The organism is Streptomyces sp. NPDC002602, assembly GCF_042889445.1.
Taxonomy (GTDB): Bacteria; Actinomycetota; Actinomycetes; order Streptomycetales; family Streptomycetaceae; genus Streptomyces.
In genome coordinates, this window is sequence record NZ_JBIAQX010000016.1 from 60,807 (window position 1) to 77,672 (window position 16,866).

Below are 16,866 nucleotides of genomic sequence, written 5' to 3' on the forward strand. Positions count from 1 at the left end.
CGAAGGAGTGACCGTCTCATGAGCAGCGCCCACTTTCCGTTCTCGGCCGTGGTCGGGCAGGACGACCTGCGGTTGGCCCTGCTCCTCAACGCCGTGAGCCCGGCGGTCGGCGGCGTGCTCGTGCGCGGCGAGAAGGGGACCGCGAAGTCCACCGCCGTGCGCGCGCTGTCCGCGCTGCTGCCGCGGGTGGACGTCGTACCCGGCTGCCGGTTCTCGTGCGCGCCCGCCGCGCCCGACCCGGACTGCCCCGACGGACCCCACGAGCCGGGTCCCGGCGGGGAACGCCCGGCCCGGATGGTCGAGTTGCCCGTCGGCGCCTCCGAGGACCGCCTGGTCGGCTCCCTCGACATCGAACGGGCCCTGTCCGAGGGCGTGAAGGCCTTCGAGCCCGGCCTGTTGGCCGACGCGCACCGGGGGATCCTGTACGTCGACGAGGTGAACCTGCTGCACGACCACCTGGTGGACGTGCTGCTCGACGCCGCCGCGATGGGCGCCTCGTACGTCGAACGCGAGGGTGTCTCCGTACGGCACGCGGCCCGGTTCCTGCTCGTCGGGACGATGAACCCGGAGGAGGGCGAGCTGCGCCCGCAGCTCCTGGACCGGTTCGGGCTGACCGTCGAGGTCGCCGCGTCGCGCGAGCCGGCGCAGCGCGTCGAGGTGGTGCGCCGCCGGCTGGCCTACGAGGACGATCCCGCCGGGTTCGCGAGCCGCTGGGCCGGTGACGAGCACGATGTGCGTGCCCGGGTGGTGGCCGCGCGGGCCCTGCTGCCGCGGGTCGTGCTCGGTGACACCTCGTTGCTGCGGATCGCCGCCACCTGCGCCGGTTTCGAGGTGGACGGCATGCGCGCCGACATCGTGATGGCCCGTACGGCGACGGCCCTCGCGGCCTGGGCCGGCCGGACCGACGTGCTCAAGGAGGACGTGCGGCAGGCCGCGCTGCTGGCGCTCCCCCACCGCCGCCGGCGGGCCCCGTTCGACGCGCCCGGTCTCGACGAGGACAAGCTGGACCGGATCCTGGACGAGTTCCCCGACGACGAACCGGAGCCCGAACCGGAGCCCGAGGGCCCGGACGACCGCGGCCCCGGGGACGAGGGCCCGGACGACCGCGGGCCGGACGGGGGCGGCGGCGCGCCGCAGGGCGAGGGCCCCGAGGCGCCGGACTCCCCCGAGGTGCCGGAGACCCCCGACACCGGGCAGACCCCGGACGCCGGGGAGGCCCCCGACGCGCCTGAGTCCGCCGAGGGACCGCAGTCCCCGGATCCGCGGGGCGGCGCCCCGGAGCAGGCCGCCGTACGGGCCTCCGAGCCGTTCCGCACCAAGATGTTGAGCGTGCCCGGGCTCGGCGAGGGCGCGGCCGGCCGCCGCTCGCGTGCCCGGACGGCGCACGGCCGCACCACCGGCTCCCAGCGCCCCCGGGGGCAGCTCACGAAGCTGCACCTGGCCGCGACCGTGCACGCCGCCGCCCCGCACCAGAAGGCGCGCGGGCGCAGCGGGCGCGGGCTGGTGGTGCGCAAGGACGACCTGCGGCAGGCCACCCGGGAGGGCCGCGAGGGCAACCTGGTGCTCTTCGTCGTGGACGCGTCCGGTTCGATGGCGGCCCGGCAGCGCATGAGCGCGGTCAAGGGCGCCGTGCTGTCGCTGCTGCTGGACGCCTACCAGCGCCGGGACAAGGTCGGTCTGATCACCTTCCGGGGTGCGGGCGCCGAGCTGGCGTTGCCGCCGACGTCCTCGGTGGACGCGGCCGCCGCGCGGCTGGAGCAGTTGCCGACCGGTGGCCGCACTCCGCTGGCCTCCGGTCTGTTGAAGGCGCGCGAGGTGCTGCGGATCGAGCGGCTGCGGGACCCGTCGCGGCGGCCGCTGCTGGTGGTCGTCACCGACGGGCGGGCCACGTCGGCCGGCGGTCTGGGCGGGGACCCGCGTGAGTTGGCCGGGCGCGGGGCGCGGCTGCTGGCCGCCGAGGGGGTCACCTCGGTCGTCGTGGACTGTGAGAGCGGGCCGGTCCGGCTGGGCCTGGCCGGGGTGTTGGCCGCCGATCTGGGCGGCCCGGCGGTCAGCCTCGACGGGCTGCGGGCCGACAGCCTGGCGGGGCTCGTGAAGAACGTTCGTACATCGGTGGAATCCGCCCGGTCGCCCCAGGGCGCCGGCAACAGGAGGGCCGCGTAATGCCGCAGGGACAGCCGTCCGTCGTTCCGGACGACGGACTCACGACGCGCCAGCGTCGCAACCGCCCGCTCGTCTTCGTCCACACCGGCCCCGGCAAGGGCAAGTCGACGGCGGCCTTCGGGTTGGCGCTGCGCGCCTGGAACCAGGGTTGGCCGATCGGGGTGTTCCAGTTCGTCAAGTCGGCGAAGTGGAAGGTCGGCGAGGAGAACGCGCTGAAGGTGCTCGGCGCCTCGGGCGAGGGCGGTTCCGTCGTCTGGCACAAGATGGGCGAGGGCTGGTCCTGGGTCCAGCGTGACGCGCAGCTCGACAACGAGCAGGCGGCCAAGGAAGGTTGGGAGCAGGTCAAGCGGGATCTGGCCGCCGAGACGCACCGGCTGTACGTGCTCGACGAGTTCGCGTACCCGATGCACTGGGGCTGGATCGACGTGGACGAGGTGATCGAGGTGCTGCGGAACCGGCCCGGCACCCAGCACGTGGTGATCACGGGTCGCAACGCGCCGGAGAAGCTGGTGGAGTTCGCGGACCTGGTCACCGAGATGACCAAGGTCAAGCACCCGATGGACGCCGGCCAGAAGGGCCAGAAGGGCATCGAGTGGTGACGTCGCTCCCCATACCGCGCCTGGTCATCGCCGCGCCGTCCTCCGGCAGCGGCAAGACCACCGTCGCGACGGGCCTGATGGCGGCCTTCTCGGAACGCGGCCTGGCCGTGTCCCCGCACAAGGCCGGCCCCGACTACATCGACCCGGGTTACCACGCGCTGGCCACCGGCCGGCCGGGGCGGAACCTGGACGCCTTCATGTGCGGGCCGGAGCTGGTCGCGCCGCTGTTCGCGCACGGGGCGGCCGGGTGCGACCTCGCCCTGATCGAGGGCGTGATGGGCCTGTACGACGGGGCGGCGGGCCGCGGCGAGCTGGCCTCGACGGCGCAGGTCGCCAAGCTGCTGCGGGCGCCGGTGGTGCTGGTCGTGGACGCCTCCTCGCAGTCGCGGTCGGTGGCGGCGCTGGTGCACGGCTTCGCCTCGTTCGACCCGCAGGTGCGGCTCGGCGGCGTGATCCTCAACAAGGTCGGCTCCGACCGGCACGAGGTCATGCTCCGGGAGGCCCTGGAGGAGGCCGGGATGCCGGTTCTCGGTGTCCTGCGGCGGGCTCCGCAGGTCGCGGCGCCCTCGCGGCACCTGGGGCTGGTACCGGTGGCCGAGCGCCGGGCCGACGCGGTGTCCTCGGTCGGGGCGCTCGCCGACCAGGTCCGGGCGGGCTGTGACCTGGACGCGCTGATGGCCCTGGCCCGCACCGCGCCCCCGCTGGACGGCGAGGCGTGGGACGCCGGCGCGGCGATCGCGTCGGCGGCGGGCCCGGCGGCGGCGCTTGCGGACGGCCTCGCGGAGGCCGGGCGGGGCGGCCGGCCGCTGGTCGCCGTGGCGGGCGGGGCCGCGTTCACGTTCTCGTACGCCGAGCACGCGGAGTTGCTCACCGCCGCCGGCGCGGACGTCATCACCTTCGATCCGCTGCGCGACGAGCGGCTGCCCGACGGGACCGCCGGGCTGGTGATCGGCGGCGGGTTCCCCGAGGTGTACGCGCCCGAGCTGTCCGCCAACGAGCCGCTGCGCGGGGCCGTCGCCGCGTTCGCCGCGGCCGGCGGGCCGGTCGCGGCCGAGTGCGCCGGGCTGCTGTACCTCGGGGCGTCGTTGGACGGCAAGCCGATGTGCGGGGTCCTCGACGCGGACGCCCGGATGTCGGAGCGGCTGACGCTGGGCTACCGCGAGGCGGTGGCGGTGTCCGACAGTTCCCTCGCCGTGGCGGGGACCAGGCTGCGCGGGCACGAGTTCCACCGCACGGTGATCGAGCCGGGCGCCGGGTCCTCGCCCGCGTGGGGGTTCACGCATCCCGAGCGTCGCGTCGAGGGCTTCGTGCGGGGCGGGGTGCACGCCAGCTATCTGCACACGCACTGGGCGGCGGCCCCGGCCGTCGCGCGGCGGTTCGCCGAGTCCGCCCGGCGCTTCGCGGAAGCCTCGGCGCCGGCCCGGTGACCTCGGTCCGCGAGCCGGTGGTCTCAGTCCGCGAGGCCGACCACGAGCCAGATGCCGGCCACCCCGCCCACCGTGCACATCAGCGTGGACAGGGCGGGGTGCTTGTGGTGCGCCTCGGGGAGGATCTCGGCGGCGGCCAGGTACAGCAAGGCACCGCCGAAGAAGCCCAGGTACGCTCCGAGAGGTTCCTCCGGAAGGGTGAACAGCAGAGTGGACGCGGCGCCCACGACGGGCGCGACCGCGTCGGCGAACAGCATCATCAGCGCCTTGCGGCGGTCGTTCCCGTAGAGCCGGGTCAGGGTGTACGTGTTGAATCCGTCGGCGAAGTCGTGGGTGATGACGGCCAGCGCCACGGCGACCCCCATGCCGCCGCCGACCTGGAAGGCCGCGCCGAGGGCCACCCCGTCGGCGAGGCTGTGGCCGACCATCGCGGCGGCGGCGGTGAGACCGACCTCGGGGACCCGGCCGCCGTGCTCGCCGCCGTCCCCGTCCGCGGCGCCGTGCGCGTGCTGCCGCACGGCCAGCAGTCGTTCCACCACGTGCGCGACGAGGAAGCCGGTGACGAAGAGCAGCAGCGCGAGCGGGACGCCGAAGACTTCCCGGCCCGCCGCGTGCATCGCCTCCGGGAGCAGGTCCAGGCCCACCACGCCGAGCATCAGCCCGCCGGCCAGGCCCAGCACGAGGTGGCGGCGGTCCGTCACGCGTTGCGCCGTCCATCCGCCCGCCAGCGTCATCAGGAACGCGCCCAACGCCACGATCACCGCCATGCGCCCCTGGATACCGGGCGGGGGCGGCTCGCGCATTTCCGTTCGCGGGTGGCGGGCATCAGCGTGTTGACGAATGTGATGTCGAGAGTGACGACGGAGGGAGGACCTCGTGGGTGAGTACGTGACGCCACTGGTGGTGGGGGTGGGCGGACGCGCGGGGGTCTCCGTGGCGGAGGTCTGCGCCCTGGTCGAGGAGACGCTGCGGGGTGCGGGGTTGGCCACCGGGTCGGTGACGGCGCTGGCCACGGTGGAGTCGAAGACGGCGGAGGCGGGTCTCGCCGGGGCGGCGGAACGTTTCGGCGTACCGCTCGTCGGCTACTCCGCCGAACGGCTGGCCGCCATCGTGGTGCCGCATCCCTCGGACGCGGTCCGCGACGCGGCCGGGACCTCCTCGGTGGCCGAGGCCGCCGCCCTCGCGGGAGGCGGGGAACTCCTGGTGCCCAAGCGCCGGTCGATGGCCGCGACCTGCGCCGTGGCCACCGCACAGGCCCACGACCTGCGCCACCACGGGGACGCCGAGGTGCTGGACGCGGGTGAGGCGCTGGTGGACCTGGCCGTGAACGTACGGACGGACACGCCCCCGCAGTGGCTCAGGCAGCGGATCGCCGACAGTCTCGGGGACCTCGCCGCGTACCCGGACGGCCGGGCGGCCCGCGCGGCCGTAGCGGACCGGCACGGGCTGCCGATGGAGCGCGTCCTGCTGACGGCGGGTGCGGCGGAGGCCTTCGTGCTGATCGCACGGGCCCTGGGCGCCGAACGGCCCGTCGTGGTGCATCCGCAGTTCACCGAGCCCGAGGCGGCCCTGCGGGACGCCGGGCACCGGGTGGAACGGGTGGTGCTGAGCGCGGAGGACGGGTTCCGGCTGGACCCGGCCGAGGTGCCCGAGGACGCCGATCTGGTGATCGTGGGCAACCCGACCAACCCGACGTCGGTCCTGCACCCGGCGGCGGACCTGGCGGCGCTGGCCCGGCCGGGCCGGATCCTGGTGGTCGACGAGGCGTTCATGGACGCGGTCCCGGGTGAACGGGAGGCGCTGGCCGGGCGGATGGACGTGCCGGGACTGGTGGTGCTGCGGAGCCTGACCAAGACCTGGGGGCTGGCGGGACTGCGGATCGGCTACGTACTGGCGGAGCCCTCGGTGATCGCGAAGCTCGCGGCGGCGCAACCGCTGTGGCCGGTGTCCACTCCGGCGCTGGTGGCGGCGGAGGCCTGCGTGGCCCCGGCGGCGCTTGCCGAGGCGGAGGCGGCCGCGCGGCGGATCGCGGTGGACCGGGCGCACCTGCTGGCCGGGCTCGCGGAGTTCGACGAGGTCACGGTGGCGGGGGTGGCGCAGGGGCCGTTCGTCCTGATCAAGGTGGCCGGGGCGGCGGAGGTACGGACCCGGCTGCGCGCCCTGGGCTTCGCCGTGCGGCGGGGTGACACGTTCCCCGGGCTGGACCCGTCGTGGCTGCGGCTGGCGGTGCGGGACCGGGCCACGACGGGCCGTCTCCTCCAGGCCCTGGATCACGCGCTGGCCCTGACGAGCCGCTGACCACGGGCCGAGCGGAAGATCAACGGCACCTGGGTGGTCTTCGGCATGGGCGACCAGGTGGCCGGCTTCCACGAGGCCGACAAGGCGCGCGGCGACATGTCCTCGATCCCCCGCTTCACCTTCTCGCCGGCGAAGGGCCGGCCGGGGCGCTGGGAGGCGGTGAAGGCCGAGTACCTGACGCAGTACTCGGACATGACCCCGCCGTTCCGGGTCGTCTGCACCTCCTGCGCCGCCGACGACACCGCCCTGTCCGCGGCCGATCGGAGCCGGTACGCCGCCGTCGACCGGCAGATCACCGCGGCCGTGGCCTCGCGCGGCGCGCATGCCCGGGGACTGGAGCACGCCACCCGCTGAACCCGACCGCGGTCACCCGCCGGCGCCCTTCGCTACGGGGTCATCCGGCCGCGCCGGGTCACGACGAGCGCGCCCGCGCCGACGCCGAGCAGGAGCAGCGCGCCGCCGGCCACCCAGGGGGTCACCGAAGCCGCCCCGGTCTCGGCGAGGTTGCTCGCGCCGGCGGGGGTGGCCGCGGGCTCGGAGGCGGTGACGTTGGAGCCGGTGACGACGTTCGTCCCGGCCCCGGCCTGGGGCTTGACGTCGGGCCGGGCGGGGGCGGAGGCGCTCGGCGCCGGACCCGACGGGGACTCGCAGTGCGCCTCCGCCAACACGATGTCGCCCGCGACCTGCGCGACGTTCAGGTCCAGCGGGTTCACCGACACCTTCAGCCGGAGCGCGGCGGCGGCGGCCGTGCTGGAGGTGGTCTCCGCGGCGGACAGCTCCAGGCTCACCAGCCCGACCTTGGGCACCTCCACCTTGGTGGGGCCGCCGGCGGTGAGGGTGACCTTCTTGCCGAGGACGGAGACGTTGCCCAGGACGTTCGCGCGGGCCACCGGCTTCTTCCCGGCCTCGCACACCGCCTTGGAGGTGACCTTCTCGACCTGGATGAGGGAGAGGAGCGGCAGTCCGGGGACGTGGACCTTGGCCTTGGCGAGGTTGACCTCGGCCTCGGCGCGCTTCTTGTCGGCGGTCGCCTTGGACGTGGCGGCCTCGGCCCACAGCACGTTCACCGGCTTGCCCTTGTCGACCCCGTCGAGGGCCACGGAGAGCACGGTCTTCTCGGCGGCCGCCGGGGCGCTGACCTCGTTGAGCGTGGTCTTCAGCGGGACGTGCACGCTCTTGTTGAGCAGACCCACGTCCAGCCCGGCCCGCAGGACGACGGCTCCGGCCTTGCCCTCACTCCCGGCGCCACCGCCACCCGTGGCGAAGGCGGGCGGTGCGGTGAGCAGGGCCACCGCCCCCGTCGCGAGCAGGGCGGCCGCGGGCATGCGGAAGGTGTTGCTGTTCAAGATGGTGGAACCCCCGGGGAGATGGGTGCCGTCGCGGCGCCAATGGGGGACATTGCGCGCGCCGACGGCCTCGACCCTGGGAATCTTTACGCACTGTGAGTGAACGGGCGGCCACCTCGGGTGAGTTCACCCCAAAGGGTGGTTTCCACACGCGCATTCGAATCCATGCGCTGTGGAAGGAACGGGAGTTCCCTCCCACCGCGTCCGAGCGCCCTGATCAGGCATCCACAACGACGAACGGCCCCGCGACGTCACGCCCGGTCAACCGCGCCACAACACGGCGCTCAGGCGCGGACCCTGCCGTCGACCACGACCCGCAGCGGCTGCGCCAACGCCCGCACGTCGGCGCGCGGGTCGGACGCGTAGACCACGAGGTCCGCCGGCGCACCCTCGACCAGACCGGGCCTGCCGAGCCACTCCCGGGCCGCCCAGGCCGTCGCCGACAGGGCCTCCAGTGGCGGGATTCCGGCCTTCACCAGCTCCGCCACCTCGGCGGCGACCAGGCCGTGCGGCAGGGAGCCCCCCGCGTCGGTGCCCACGTACACCGGGACCCCGGCGTCGTAGGCGGCCCGGACGGTGTCGTAGCGGCGCTCGTGGAGCCGGCGCATGTGCGCGGACCAGCGCGGGAACTTGGCGTCACCGCCCGCCGCCAGTTTCGGGAACGTCGCGATGTTCACGAGGGTCGGCACGATCGCCACCCCGCGTTCCGCGAACAGCGGGATCGTGTCCTCGGTCAGACCGGTGGCGTGCTCGACGCAGTCGATGCCGGCCTCGACCAGATCGCGCAACGAGTCCTCCGCGAAACAGTGCGCGGTGACGCGGGCCCCGAGGCGATGGGCCTCCGCGATGGCCGCCTCGACCTCGGCGCGCGGCCAACAGGCCGTCAGGTCACCGGCGTCGCGGTCGATCCAGTCCCCGACGAGCTTCACCCAGCCGTCGCCGCGCAACGCCTCGCGGCCCACGTACTCGACGAGGTCGGCCGGCTCGATCTCGTGGGCGTAGTTGCGGATGTAGCGACGGGTGCGGGCGATGTGCCGGCCCGCGCGGATGATCTTCGGGAGGTCTTCGCGGTCGTCGATCCAACGGGTATCGGAGGGGGATCCGGCGTCACGGATCAGGAGGGTCCCGGCGTCCCGGTCGGTGAGTGCCTGCACCTCGGCCGTGGCGGCGTCCACGGGCCCGTGCGCGTCCAGCCCCACGTGGCAGTGCGCGTCGACCAGGCCCGGCAGCGCCCAGCCGGACACCTCGGTGACGTCGCGGGCGCCGCGCGGGCGCTCGTACGAGATCCGGCCGGCGACGACCCACAGCTCGTCGCGTACGTCGTCGGGCCCCACCAGGACCCGTCCCCTCACGTGCAGCACATCGCCGGGACCGCTCACATCGCTCATGTCGGCACCCTACGCGGGTGCTCGGTAGGCTCGACCGGTAACCCCGGACGAGGAGAGAGCACCGCCGTGAACCACCCCCTGCTGGACCTTCCGCCGCTCACCGCCGCGCGCTTCGCGTCGATCGAGCGGGGTGTCGCGGAACTCCTCGACACCCGACAGGACGTGGTGATCACCCAGGGCGAGGCGCTGCTGCCGTTGGAGGGCTGCATCCGCTCGGGGGCCAGGCCGGGTTCGACGGCGCTGAACGTCGTGACCGGGCCGTACGGCACCACCTTCGGCAACTGGCTGCGCGACTGCGGGGCGAGCGTGGTGGACCTGGCCGTGCCGTACGACACCGCGGTGACCGCCGAGCAGGTCGCCGAGGCGCTCCGGGCACACCCGGAGATCGACTTCGTCTCGCTGGTGCACGCCGAGGCGGCCACCGGGAACACCAACCCGATCGCGGCGATCGGCGAGGTCGTACGGGCCCACGGCGCGCTGTTCATGCTGGACGCGGTGGCCTCGGTGGGCGCGGAGCCCCTGCTCCCGGACGCGTGGGGCGTGGACCTGTGCGTGATCGGCGCACAGAAGGCGATGGGCGGTCCGGCGGGCGTCTCGATGGTGTCGGTGTCGGAGCGGGCGTGGGCCCGGTTCGCGGAGAACCCGGCCGCGCCCCGCCGTTCGTACCTGTCGCTGCTGGACTGGAAGGAGCGCTGGATCGACGGCGGTCGCACGGCGCTGCCGCACGCGCCGGCGCAGTTGGAGATGCTCGCGCTGGAGGCCTGCCTGGAGCGGATCTCGACCGAGGGCCTGGCCGCGGTCGAGGCCCGGCACGCGGCGGCGGCGCGGGCCACCCGCGCCGGCGCGGCGGCGCTGGGTGTGGCCCCGTACGTCACGGTGGCCGCGCAGGCCGCGCCGGTGGCGACCACCCTGCGGGTCCCCGGGGCGTCGGCGGTGGTGGCCGAGGCGCTGTCGGTGGACCCGTCGGCCCCGCTCGCGGCGGGTGGCGGGGCGCTGGCCGAGGAGATGCTCCGGGTCAACCACTACGGTGCGGCGGCCGACCTGGCCGTGGTGCGGGGCGCGTTGACGGCCCTGGCCGCGGCGCTGTCCGCCGACCCGGCCGAGGCGGTGGCGGCGGCGTCCGCGGCCTGGTGACGTCTGGCGGGGGGCGGGGCGGTTGAGCGCGGGGCGCCGGTTCGGGGCGGGGGGGCGGTTGCGCGGAGCGGCCCCGGCTGCGCCGGGCTTTCGGGGCTCCGCCCCGGACCCCGCGCCTCAAACGCCGGCGGGGCTGGAATCGCCGGGCCCCGGGGGCAGGTGTGGGCGGGGCTGGAATCGCCGGGCCCCGGGGCCGCCGCGTGGGGGTCAGCCGGCGAGGACGTCCAGCAGCCTGTCGACGTCCGCCTCGGTGTTGTACAGGTGGAACGAGGCCCGCAGGGAACCGGCGCGGGCCGCCACGGCGATGCCGGCCGACTGGAGCGCGGGCTGCCGGTCGGCCAGGCCCGGCACCGACACGATGGGCGACTCACCGGGGACGGGCTCGTGGCCGATGCGGGCGAGGCCGGCCCGGTAGCGGGCGGCCAGCGCGGTGTCGTGGGCGTGCACGGCGGCGACGCCGATCCGCTCCAGCAGCGCCAGTGAGGGTGCGGCGGCGTGGTAGGCGAGGAAGGCCGGGGACTCGTCGAAGCGTCGTGCCCCGTCGGCCGGTCGGGACATCGGCCCGTAGGTGGCGTCCGCCGGCGCCCCGGCGGCGGCCCAGCCCGCGTGCAGGGGGGTGAGGTCCTCCTGGGCCTCCGGCGAGACGGTCAGGTACGAGACCCCGCGCGAGCCGAGCAGCCACTTGAAGCCGGCGGTGACCGTGTAGGCGTACGGCGACGCGTCGAAGGGCATCCACCCCGCGGCCTGGGTGGCGTCCACCAGGACCCGTGCGCGGTGCGCGGCCGCGGCGGCGCGCACCGCCGCGAGGTCGGCCGTGCGGCCGTCGGAGGACTGCACGGCGCTCAACGCGACCAGTGCGGTGTCCGGGCCCACGGCCTCGGCCATCGCCTCCAGCGGGGCGAACCGGACCTTGAGGTCGGCGCGCACCACGAACGGGTTGATCACCGAGGCGAAGTCGCCCTCGGGGCACAGCACTTCGGCGCCGGCCGGCAGGGAGGCCGAGACGAGGCCGACGTGGCCGGCAACGGTCGAGCCGACGGCCACCCGCCCTGACGGCACCCCCACCAGTCGCGCGAAGGAGTCCCGCGCCCGGTTCACCCGGTCGAAGTCGCCGGATCCGCCGGGGAGTCCGGCCCCGGCCGCCTCGGCCAGGGCCCGTACCTCCGCGACCGCGGAACGCGGGAGGACACAACAGGTGGCGGTGTTCAGGTAGGTGGTGGTGTGCGCGAACTCGGCCCGGACGGCCTCGGGAAGCGGAAGGTCCATGGAGTCACTGTGGGCCGCGAACGCCCCACAGTCCACCACCGGTCCATCACCGGGTTCCGGGCGCCCGCCCGAAGATCCGCTTATGCCGGTTTGATCACGCCTTCGGTACGGCGCAGGCCCCGTCGGGTTCGCAGACCTCCGCGTCGGAGGCCGCGGCCACCGGTGCGAGGGTCTCGCGTCCGGCCCAGGCCTGCTCCAGGGCCTGGGTGAACACCTCGGCCGGCTGGCCGCCGGAGATTCCGTAGCGGCGGTCGAAGACGAAGAACGGCACGGCGTTGGCGCCCAGTTCGGCGGCCTCGCGCTCGTCGGCCCGTACCGCCTCGGCGTAGGCGGAGGAGTCGGCGAGGACCGTACGGGCCTCCGCCTCGTCCAGTCCGGCCTCGACGGCCAGCGCGATCAGCACCTCGGCGTCGAAGACGCTGCGCTCCTCGGCAAAGTTGGCGCGGTAGGCGAGGTCGAGCAGCTCTTCCTGGCGGCCGCGGGCGGCGGCCAGGTGCAGCAGGCGGTGGATGTCGAAGGTGTTGCCGTGGTCGCGCCCCTCGACCCGGTAGGTGAGCCCCTCCGCGCGTGCGCTCGCCGCGACGTGCTCCTCCATGCCGCGCGCCTCGTCGAGGGTGCGGCCGTACTTCTTGGCCAGCATCTCCACGACGGGTGACACGACGCCCTTGGCTCCGTCGGGGTCGAGTTCGAAGGACCGGAAGACGACCTCGACCTCGTCGCGGTGCGCGAACTCGGCCAGACCCTTCGTGAAACGGGCCTTGCCGATGTAGCACCAGGGGCAGGCGATGTCGCTCCAGATCTCGACGCGCATGTTCCTTCTTCTCTCCGTGTTCGTGGACACGGCCGGTCTCCTGGTTCGGGGACGCGGCCGGGGACCGCGCCCTTCGCGGCACGGCGGTTTCGGGTTCAACCAACCGGGGGGTCGTCTCATTCCCCGGACAGCGGGCGCGCGCCGGCCGCCGTCGACCGGGGCTCCGCGGCGCCCGCGACCCGCAACCAGAGCGTGAGGTGGGACCCGGAGCGGTCGGCGGCGGGATCCGGGCGCCATCCGCGCGAGGCGTAGAAGGCCTGGGCGCGCAGGTTGTGCTCGAAGACCTCCAGCCGTACCCGATCGACGCCCGCCCGACGCCAGACGTCCAGGCAGGCGGCGTGCAGGGCCGCCCCGGTGCCTTGCCGCCAGTGGTCGGGGTCGACGTGCAGTTGGGTGAGCGTGGCCTGCCCCTCGGCGGTGCGGAACGCGGCGACCCCCGTGAGCACCCCGCCCTGCTCCGCGCAGAACACCCCGCCCTCGGCGCCGGCCCTGGCGACGGCCCGCGACCAGCCCTCGCGGGTCCGCGCGAACCCCGCGTCCCCACCGTGTACCGCCTCGGGCACCCGACCCCGGTAGTAGGTGGAGCGGGCCCGGGTGTGGAGGGCGGCGATGGCGTCGAGATCGGCGGGGAGCGCGGTCCGGATCATGGGAAGGGAAACGCGCCGGGAACCGTGTCGGTTCCCGGCGCGTCGGCTACGCGTTCGAGGCGGCTACTTCTTCAGCCACGCCGACATCATCTTCTGCGCGATCGGCGCGGCCAGCCGGCCGCCGCCGATCTCGGAACGGTCCGTGTCCGAGTTCTCGATGACGACCGCCACGGCGATCTGCCGGTCGCCGGCCTTTCCGTACGAGGTGAACCAGGCGAGCGGGGACTGGCTGTTGTTCACGCCGCGCTGCGCGGTACCCGTCTTGCCGCCCACCTCGGCGCCCGCGACCTGGGCGGGCCTGCCGCCGCCCTCGGTGGCGACCGTCCGCATGGCGTCCTGGAGCATGGAGGCCGTCTTGGCGCTCATGACCTCGTCGGTCTTCGGGTCCTTCAGGCTCTCCAGCACGTTGCCGTTGGCGTCCGTGACCTCGGAGACCATGTGCGGGCCGACGAGCTTGCCGCCGTTCTCGATCGCGGCGGTCACCATCGCCATCTGGAGCGGGGTGGCCTGCACGTCGAACTGGCCGATACCCGTCTGCGCGACCTGGTCGGCCGACATCTTCTTCGAGGGGTACTTGCTCGGCGGGTTCGTCCGCACCGGGGTGTCGATCTGCGCGTTGAAGCCGAGCTTCTCGGCCATCTTCAGCATCTTGTCCTGGCCCAGCTTGTGCGCGAACTCCGCGAACACGTTGTTGCAGGACAGCCTCAGGGCGGTGCGCGACGAGACGTTGTTGCACATCTCGTCGGGGACCTCGCTCTTGAGCTTGGTCGTGGTGCCGGGAATCGTGTAGTTCCCCGGGACGGAGGTGTTCTGGTCGATGCTCGTGACCAGCCCGTTCTCGATCGCCGCCGCGAGGGTGACCAGCTTGAACGTGGATCCGGGGGCCTGCGGCTTGCGCAGTGCCCCGTTCTCCATGGCCTTGCCGTTCCCGGCGGACAGTTCCGCCCAGGCCTTCGTGTCGTTGGCTCCGGCGATGCGACCGGGGTCGAACGACGGATTGTTCACGACGGCGAGGATCTCGCCGGTCGCCGGGTCGATGGCCACGGCGGAGCCCTGCTTGCCCTGAAGCGCGTCGTAGGCGGCCTTCTGGACGCCCTTGTCGATGGTGGTCAGGACGTTGCCCGGGGCGGCCCGCTTGTTCGTGAGCGTGTCCATCATCGTCTTGAGACGGTTGTCGGAGCCGTTGAGGATGTTCTTGTAGACACCCTCCAACATCGACGTGCCGAACGCCTGGGAGCTGAACCCGGTGACCGGCGCGTAGAGCGGACCGTCGGTGTACGTGCGCTTGTACCCGAAGTCCTTGCCGCCCGTCTTCACGGAGCCGGTGATCGACTCCCCGCCCACGATGATGTTGCCCAGCGGGTTCTCGTACTGCCCGATGAGGTTCCGTCGGTTGTTCTTGTCGTCTGCGAGGGCCTGGCCTTGGTATGCCTGCACCCAGGTGACGCGGACCAGCAGGGCCAACACCAGAAGCAGACAGAAGACCGACGCACGCCTGATCGTTTTGTTCATCCTCAAGAAGGACGTGTCAACGGCTCCGAGCGTTCCACTCCGGCCCGATTGTGGCGGGGTTCTCAGTGTTTCTTCATGAGGAAGCCTCCCTCGTAGGCCGCGATGACCGCCTGTGTACGGTCCCGGGACCCGGTCTTCGCGAGGACGGCGGTCACGTGCGTCTTGATCGTCTGCGGGCCGACGCCGAGCCGCTCGCCGATCTCGTGGTTGGAGAGTCCGGTGGCGATCAGGCGCAGTACGTCGGCCTCGCGATCGGTGAGCCGGGCCACCCACGGGGCCACGCCGAACGGGCCGGCGGCCGAGTGCGGGGTGCCGGAGTGCCCGGGTCCGGACTGCGGGGTTCCGGTCCGCGCGGCGGATGCGTACGCGGTGGGTGAGTACGCGGCGGCCAGGGATCGGACGGCCGCCGGGAAGAGCAGCGAGTCACCGCGGCCGACGAGCCGGACCGCGCCGATCAGCTCGTCGGGGTCGGCCCGCTTCAGCAGGAAACCGGCGGCGCCGGCGCGCAGCGCCTCGTACACGTAGGAGTCGTTCTCGAAGGTGGTGACGACCACGATCCGGGGCGGGGCGTCCATGGTGGCGAGGATCCGCTCCGTGGCCCGGATGCCGTCGATCTCGGGCATCCGGACGTCCATCAGCACCACGTCGGGCTCCAGCGAACGGACCAGCGGTACGACCTCGGCCCCGGAGCCGGCCTCGCCGACCACGTCCATGTCCGGTTCGGCCTCCAGGATGACCCGGAGGGCCGTACGCACCATCCGCTCGTCGTCGGCGATCACGACGCGCAGTGCGGGCCGGGTCATCTCCCGCCCCCGCCCAGCGGCAGGACGGCCCGCAACCGCCACAGGCCGTCGTGCGGCCCGGCCTCGACGGCCCCGCCGAGCAGGGCGGCCCGCTCACCGATCCCGCGCAGGCCCCGGCCTCCGGTGACCCGGCGGTCACGCTCCCCGGCCCCGGGGGAGGCGAGTGGATTGGTCATGGTGATCTCCAGTTCACGCTGCCGAACCCGATGCCGCTGCCCTTGCCCGTGCCCGGGCGGATGCCGGTACGGATGCTGCGGCTGCGGCTGCGGCTGCGGACCCTGATGGCGGTCGTGGTCGCCGTCGCCGTTCCCGACCCGGCCGCCGTCGCCGTCGCCGTCGCTGTCGCCGTCGCTGTCGCTGTCGCTGTCGCCGTCAACGCTGCCGGGGCCGTCATGGCCATCGCGCAGCACGATGCGCAGTCCCACGGTCCCGTCCCCGTGACGCAGGGCGTTGCTCAGGCCCTCCTGGACGATCCGGTAGGCCTCGCGGGAGGTGATCGCCGGAAGCCGGGCCCAGTCACCGGCCCGCCCGGGGTCCAGGTGGGCGGTGATCGGGGTACCGGCGGCTCGGGAGCGGGCCAGCAGCCCGTCGAGGTCACCGGCGAGGGTGGGAGCCGGTTCCGTACCCGGCCCGTACGGGCCACCCCGGCCGCTCTGCCCCTCCCCCTCGCGCAGCAGACCGAGCACCGCGTCCAGCTCACCGACCGTCCGGCGAGTGGTCTCCTCGATGGCGGTCAGCGCCTCGCGCACGAACCCGGGGTCACGGTCCAGAACCCGCCGGGCCGCACTCGCCTGAAGGGTGACGGCGCTCAGCGCGTGCCCGACCGCATCATGCAGCTCGCGGGCGAGCCTGTTGCGCACCGCCAGGTCGGTGGCCCTCTCCTCGGCCGCCGCCAGCCGGTCCGCCGGGGTGGGACCGAGCAGGACCGGCGCCAGCCGGGCCAACAGCGCCCCGGCGCCGGCGACGCACCACCCGACCCCGACGAGCAGGGCCACCCCGAGCAGCGGGGTCGTGTAGGCCCGGGCCTCGCCGTCGAGCCAGAACAGCCCGAGGTCGGAGTGCCGCACCGAGCCCGTGAACGGTGCCACGATGAGGAACACCGCCAGCGGCGGCAACGCCAGGCACATCCCGCTGACCAGCGCACCCACCCCCAGGTGCGCGGTCCACCAGGCCGAGCCGCGCACCCGGGCCGACCAGGAGCGGGCCGGGCCGTCCGCCAGCCCCTCCCCCGGTACCCCGCACAAGGCGCGCACCGCGGCGACCGACATCGGCCGGACCAACCCGAACGTCCCGGTCGCGGCGGCGAGGGGCAGGGCCGCCCCGTAGGCGGCCAGGGCCAGCGGGAGGGAGGTGAGGGCGTTGCGCCCGCCCGCGACCACCCCGACCACCACCTGGGTCAGCAGGAAGTACGGCATCAACAGGGCTCCGCCGAGTATCTGGTGCACCCAGCGCAACCGTGCCCGCGCCCCGAA

Annotated in this window: 15 protein-coding genes; 6 read left to right on the forward strand and 9 right to left on the reverse strand. The window is 74.1% G+C overall.

The genetic code is table 11. The features are described from left to right. The first annotated feature begins 18 nt into the window (after window positions 1–18). From ACFYW3_RS31035 to ACFYW3_RS31045, 3 genes are read left to right on the forward strand one after another with little or no spacing between them, the layout of a single operon-like run. Window positions 19–2,163, forward strand: coding sequence for a putative cobaltochelatase (locus ACFYW3_RS31035; protein WP_389387992.1), 2,145 nt, complete (start codon window positions 19–21; stop codon window positions 2,161–2,163). Then, window positions 2,163–2,762 (forward strand): cob(I)yrinic acid a,c-diamide adenosyltransferase, encoded by a 600-nt coding sequence (gene cobO / locus ACFYW3_RS31040; protein ID WP_053678569.1) that lies wholly within the window; start codon window positions 2,163–2,165, stop codon window positions 2,760–2,762. The genes ACFYW3_RS31035 and cobO overlap by 1 nt, the downstream gene beginning before the upstream one ends. Further along, window positions 2,756–4,189, forward strand: a complete 1,434-nt coding sequence (locus ACFYW3_RS31045) for a cobyrinate a,c-diamide synthase (protein WP_389387993.1) — start codon at window positions 2,756–2,758, stop codon at window positions 4,187–4,189. Before cobO ends, ACFYW3_RS31045 begins: the two co-directional genes overlap by 7 nt. Window positions 4,190–4,212: 23 nt before the next feature. On the opposite strand, the gene ACFYW3_RS31050 is transcribed toward ACFYW3_RS31045, so the two are convergent. Then, window positions 4,213–4,956 (reverse strand): ZIP family metal transporter, encoded by a 744-nt coding sequence (locus ACFYW3_RS31050; protein ID WP_351761140.1) that lies wholly within the window; start codon window positions 4,954–4,956, stop codon window positions 4,213–4,215. Between the two features lie 109 nt (window positions 4,957–5,065). Here ACFYW3_RS31050 and cobC point away from each other — a divergent pair, with 109 nt between their 5' ends. Together cobC and ACFYW3_RS31060 are read left to right on the forward strand one after the other, a co-directional pair. Then, a complete protein-coding gene (gene cobC / locus ACFYW3_RS31055) occupies window positions 5,066–6,487 on the forward strand; it encodes an Rv2231c family pyridoxal phosphate-dependent protein CobC (protein WP_389387994.1) in 1,422 nt (473 codons plus the stop codon). A gap of 45 nt (window positions 6,488–6,532) precedes the next feature. Continuing rightward, a complete protein-coding gene (locus tag ACFYW3_RS31060; RefSeq protein WP_389387995.1) occupies window positions 6,533–6,841 on the forward strand; it encodes a hypothetical protein in 309 nt (102 codons plus the stop codon). 32 nt (window positions 6,842–6,873) lie between these two features. Here the strand turns inward: ACFYW3_RS31060 and ACFYW3_RS31065 are convergent, their stop codons facing one another. Further along, window positions 6,874–7,833 (reverse strand): SCO1860 family LAETG-anchored protein, encoded by a 960-nt coding sequence (locus ACFYW3_RS31065; RefSeq protein ID WP_351761149.1) that lies wholly within the window; start codon window positions 7,831–7,833, stop codon window positions 6,874–6,876. Between the two features lie 284 nt (window positions 7,834–8,117). Continuing rightward, entirely contained in the window at window positions 8,118–9,221 is a 1,104-nt protein-coding gene (locus ACFYW3_RS31070) for an amidohydrolase family protein (RefSeq protein WP_351761152.1), read from the reverse strand. Window positions 9,222–9,287: 66 nt separating this feature from the next. Between ACFYW3_RS31070 and ACFYW3_RS31075 the strand changes: the two genes are divergently transcribed. Beyond that, window positions 9,288–10,355, forward strand: coding sequence for an aminotransferase class V-fold PLP-dependent enzyme (locus ACFYW3_RS31075; protein ID WP_351761155.1), 1,068 nt, complete (start codon window positions 9,288–9,290; stop codon window positions 10,353–10,355). A gap of 207 nt (window positions 10,356–10,562) precedes the next feature. Here ACFYW3_RS31075 and ACFYW3_RS31080 read toward each other — a convergent pair whose 3' ends face one another. From ACFYW3_RS31080 to ACFYW3_RS31105, 6 genes are all read right to left on the reverse strand, one after another. Next, the gene (locus ACFYW3_RS31080) at window positions 10,563–11,621 is read right to left on the reverse strand and encodes an aminotransferase class V-fold PLP-dependent enzyme (protein ID WP_351761158.1); all 1,059 of its coding nucleotides are present in this window, start codon (window positions 11,619–11,621) and stop codon (window positions 10,563–10,565) included. A 94-nt stretch (window positions 11,622–11,715) separates the two neighbouring features. Beyond that, the gene (locus ACFYW3_RS31085; protein WP_351761186.1) at window positions 11,716–12,432 is read right to left on the reverse strand and encodes a DsbA family oxidoreductase; all 717 of its coding nucleotides are present in this window, start codon (window positions 12,430–12,432) and stop codon (window positions 11,716–11,718) included. A gap of 116 nt (window positions 12,433–12,548) precedes the next feature. After that, window positions 12,549–13,079, reverse strand: a complete 531-nt coding sequence (locus ACFYW3_RS31090) for a GNAT family N-acetyltransferase (protein ID WP_351761161.1) — start codon at window positions 13,077–13,079, stop codon at window positions 12,549–12,551. A gap of 63 nt (window positions 13,080–13,142) precedes the next feature. Further along, window positions 13,143–14,591: a penicillin-binding protein 2 gene (locus ACFYW3_RS31095; protein ID WP_351761164.1), complete on the reverse strand. Its 1,449-nt coding sequence runs from the start codon at window positions 14,589–14,591 to the stop codon at window positions 13,143–13,145. A 62-nt stretch (window positions 14,592–14,653) separates the two neighbouring features. Then, complete coding sequence (locus ACFYW3_RS31100; protein WP_389387996.1) at window positions 14,654–15,394, reverse strand: response regulator; 741 nt, start codon at window positions 15,392–15,394, stop codon at window positions 14,654–14,656. Continuing rightward, window positions 15,391–16,809 carry a sensor histidine kinase gene (locus ACFYW3_RS31105; RefSeq protein WP_389388038.1) on the reverse strand — a complete coding sequence of 473 codons (1,419 nt, stop codon included), beginning with the start codon at window positions 16,807–16,809 and terminating at the stop codon, window positions 15,391–15,393. Before ACFYW3_RS31105 ends, ACFYW3_RS31100 begins: the two co-directional genes overlap by 4 nt. Window positions 16,810–16,866 lie beyond the last annotated feature (57 nt).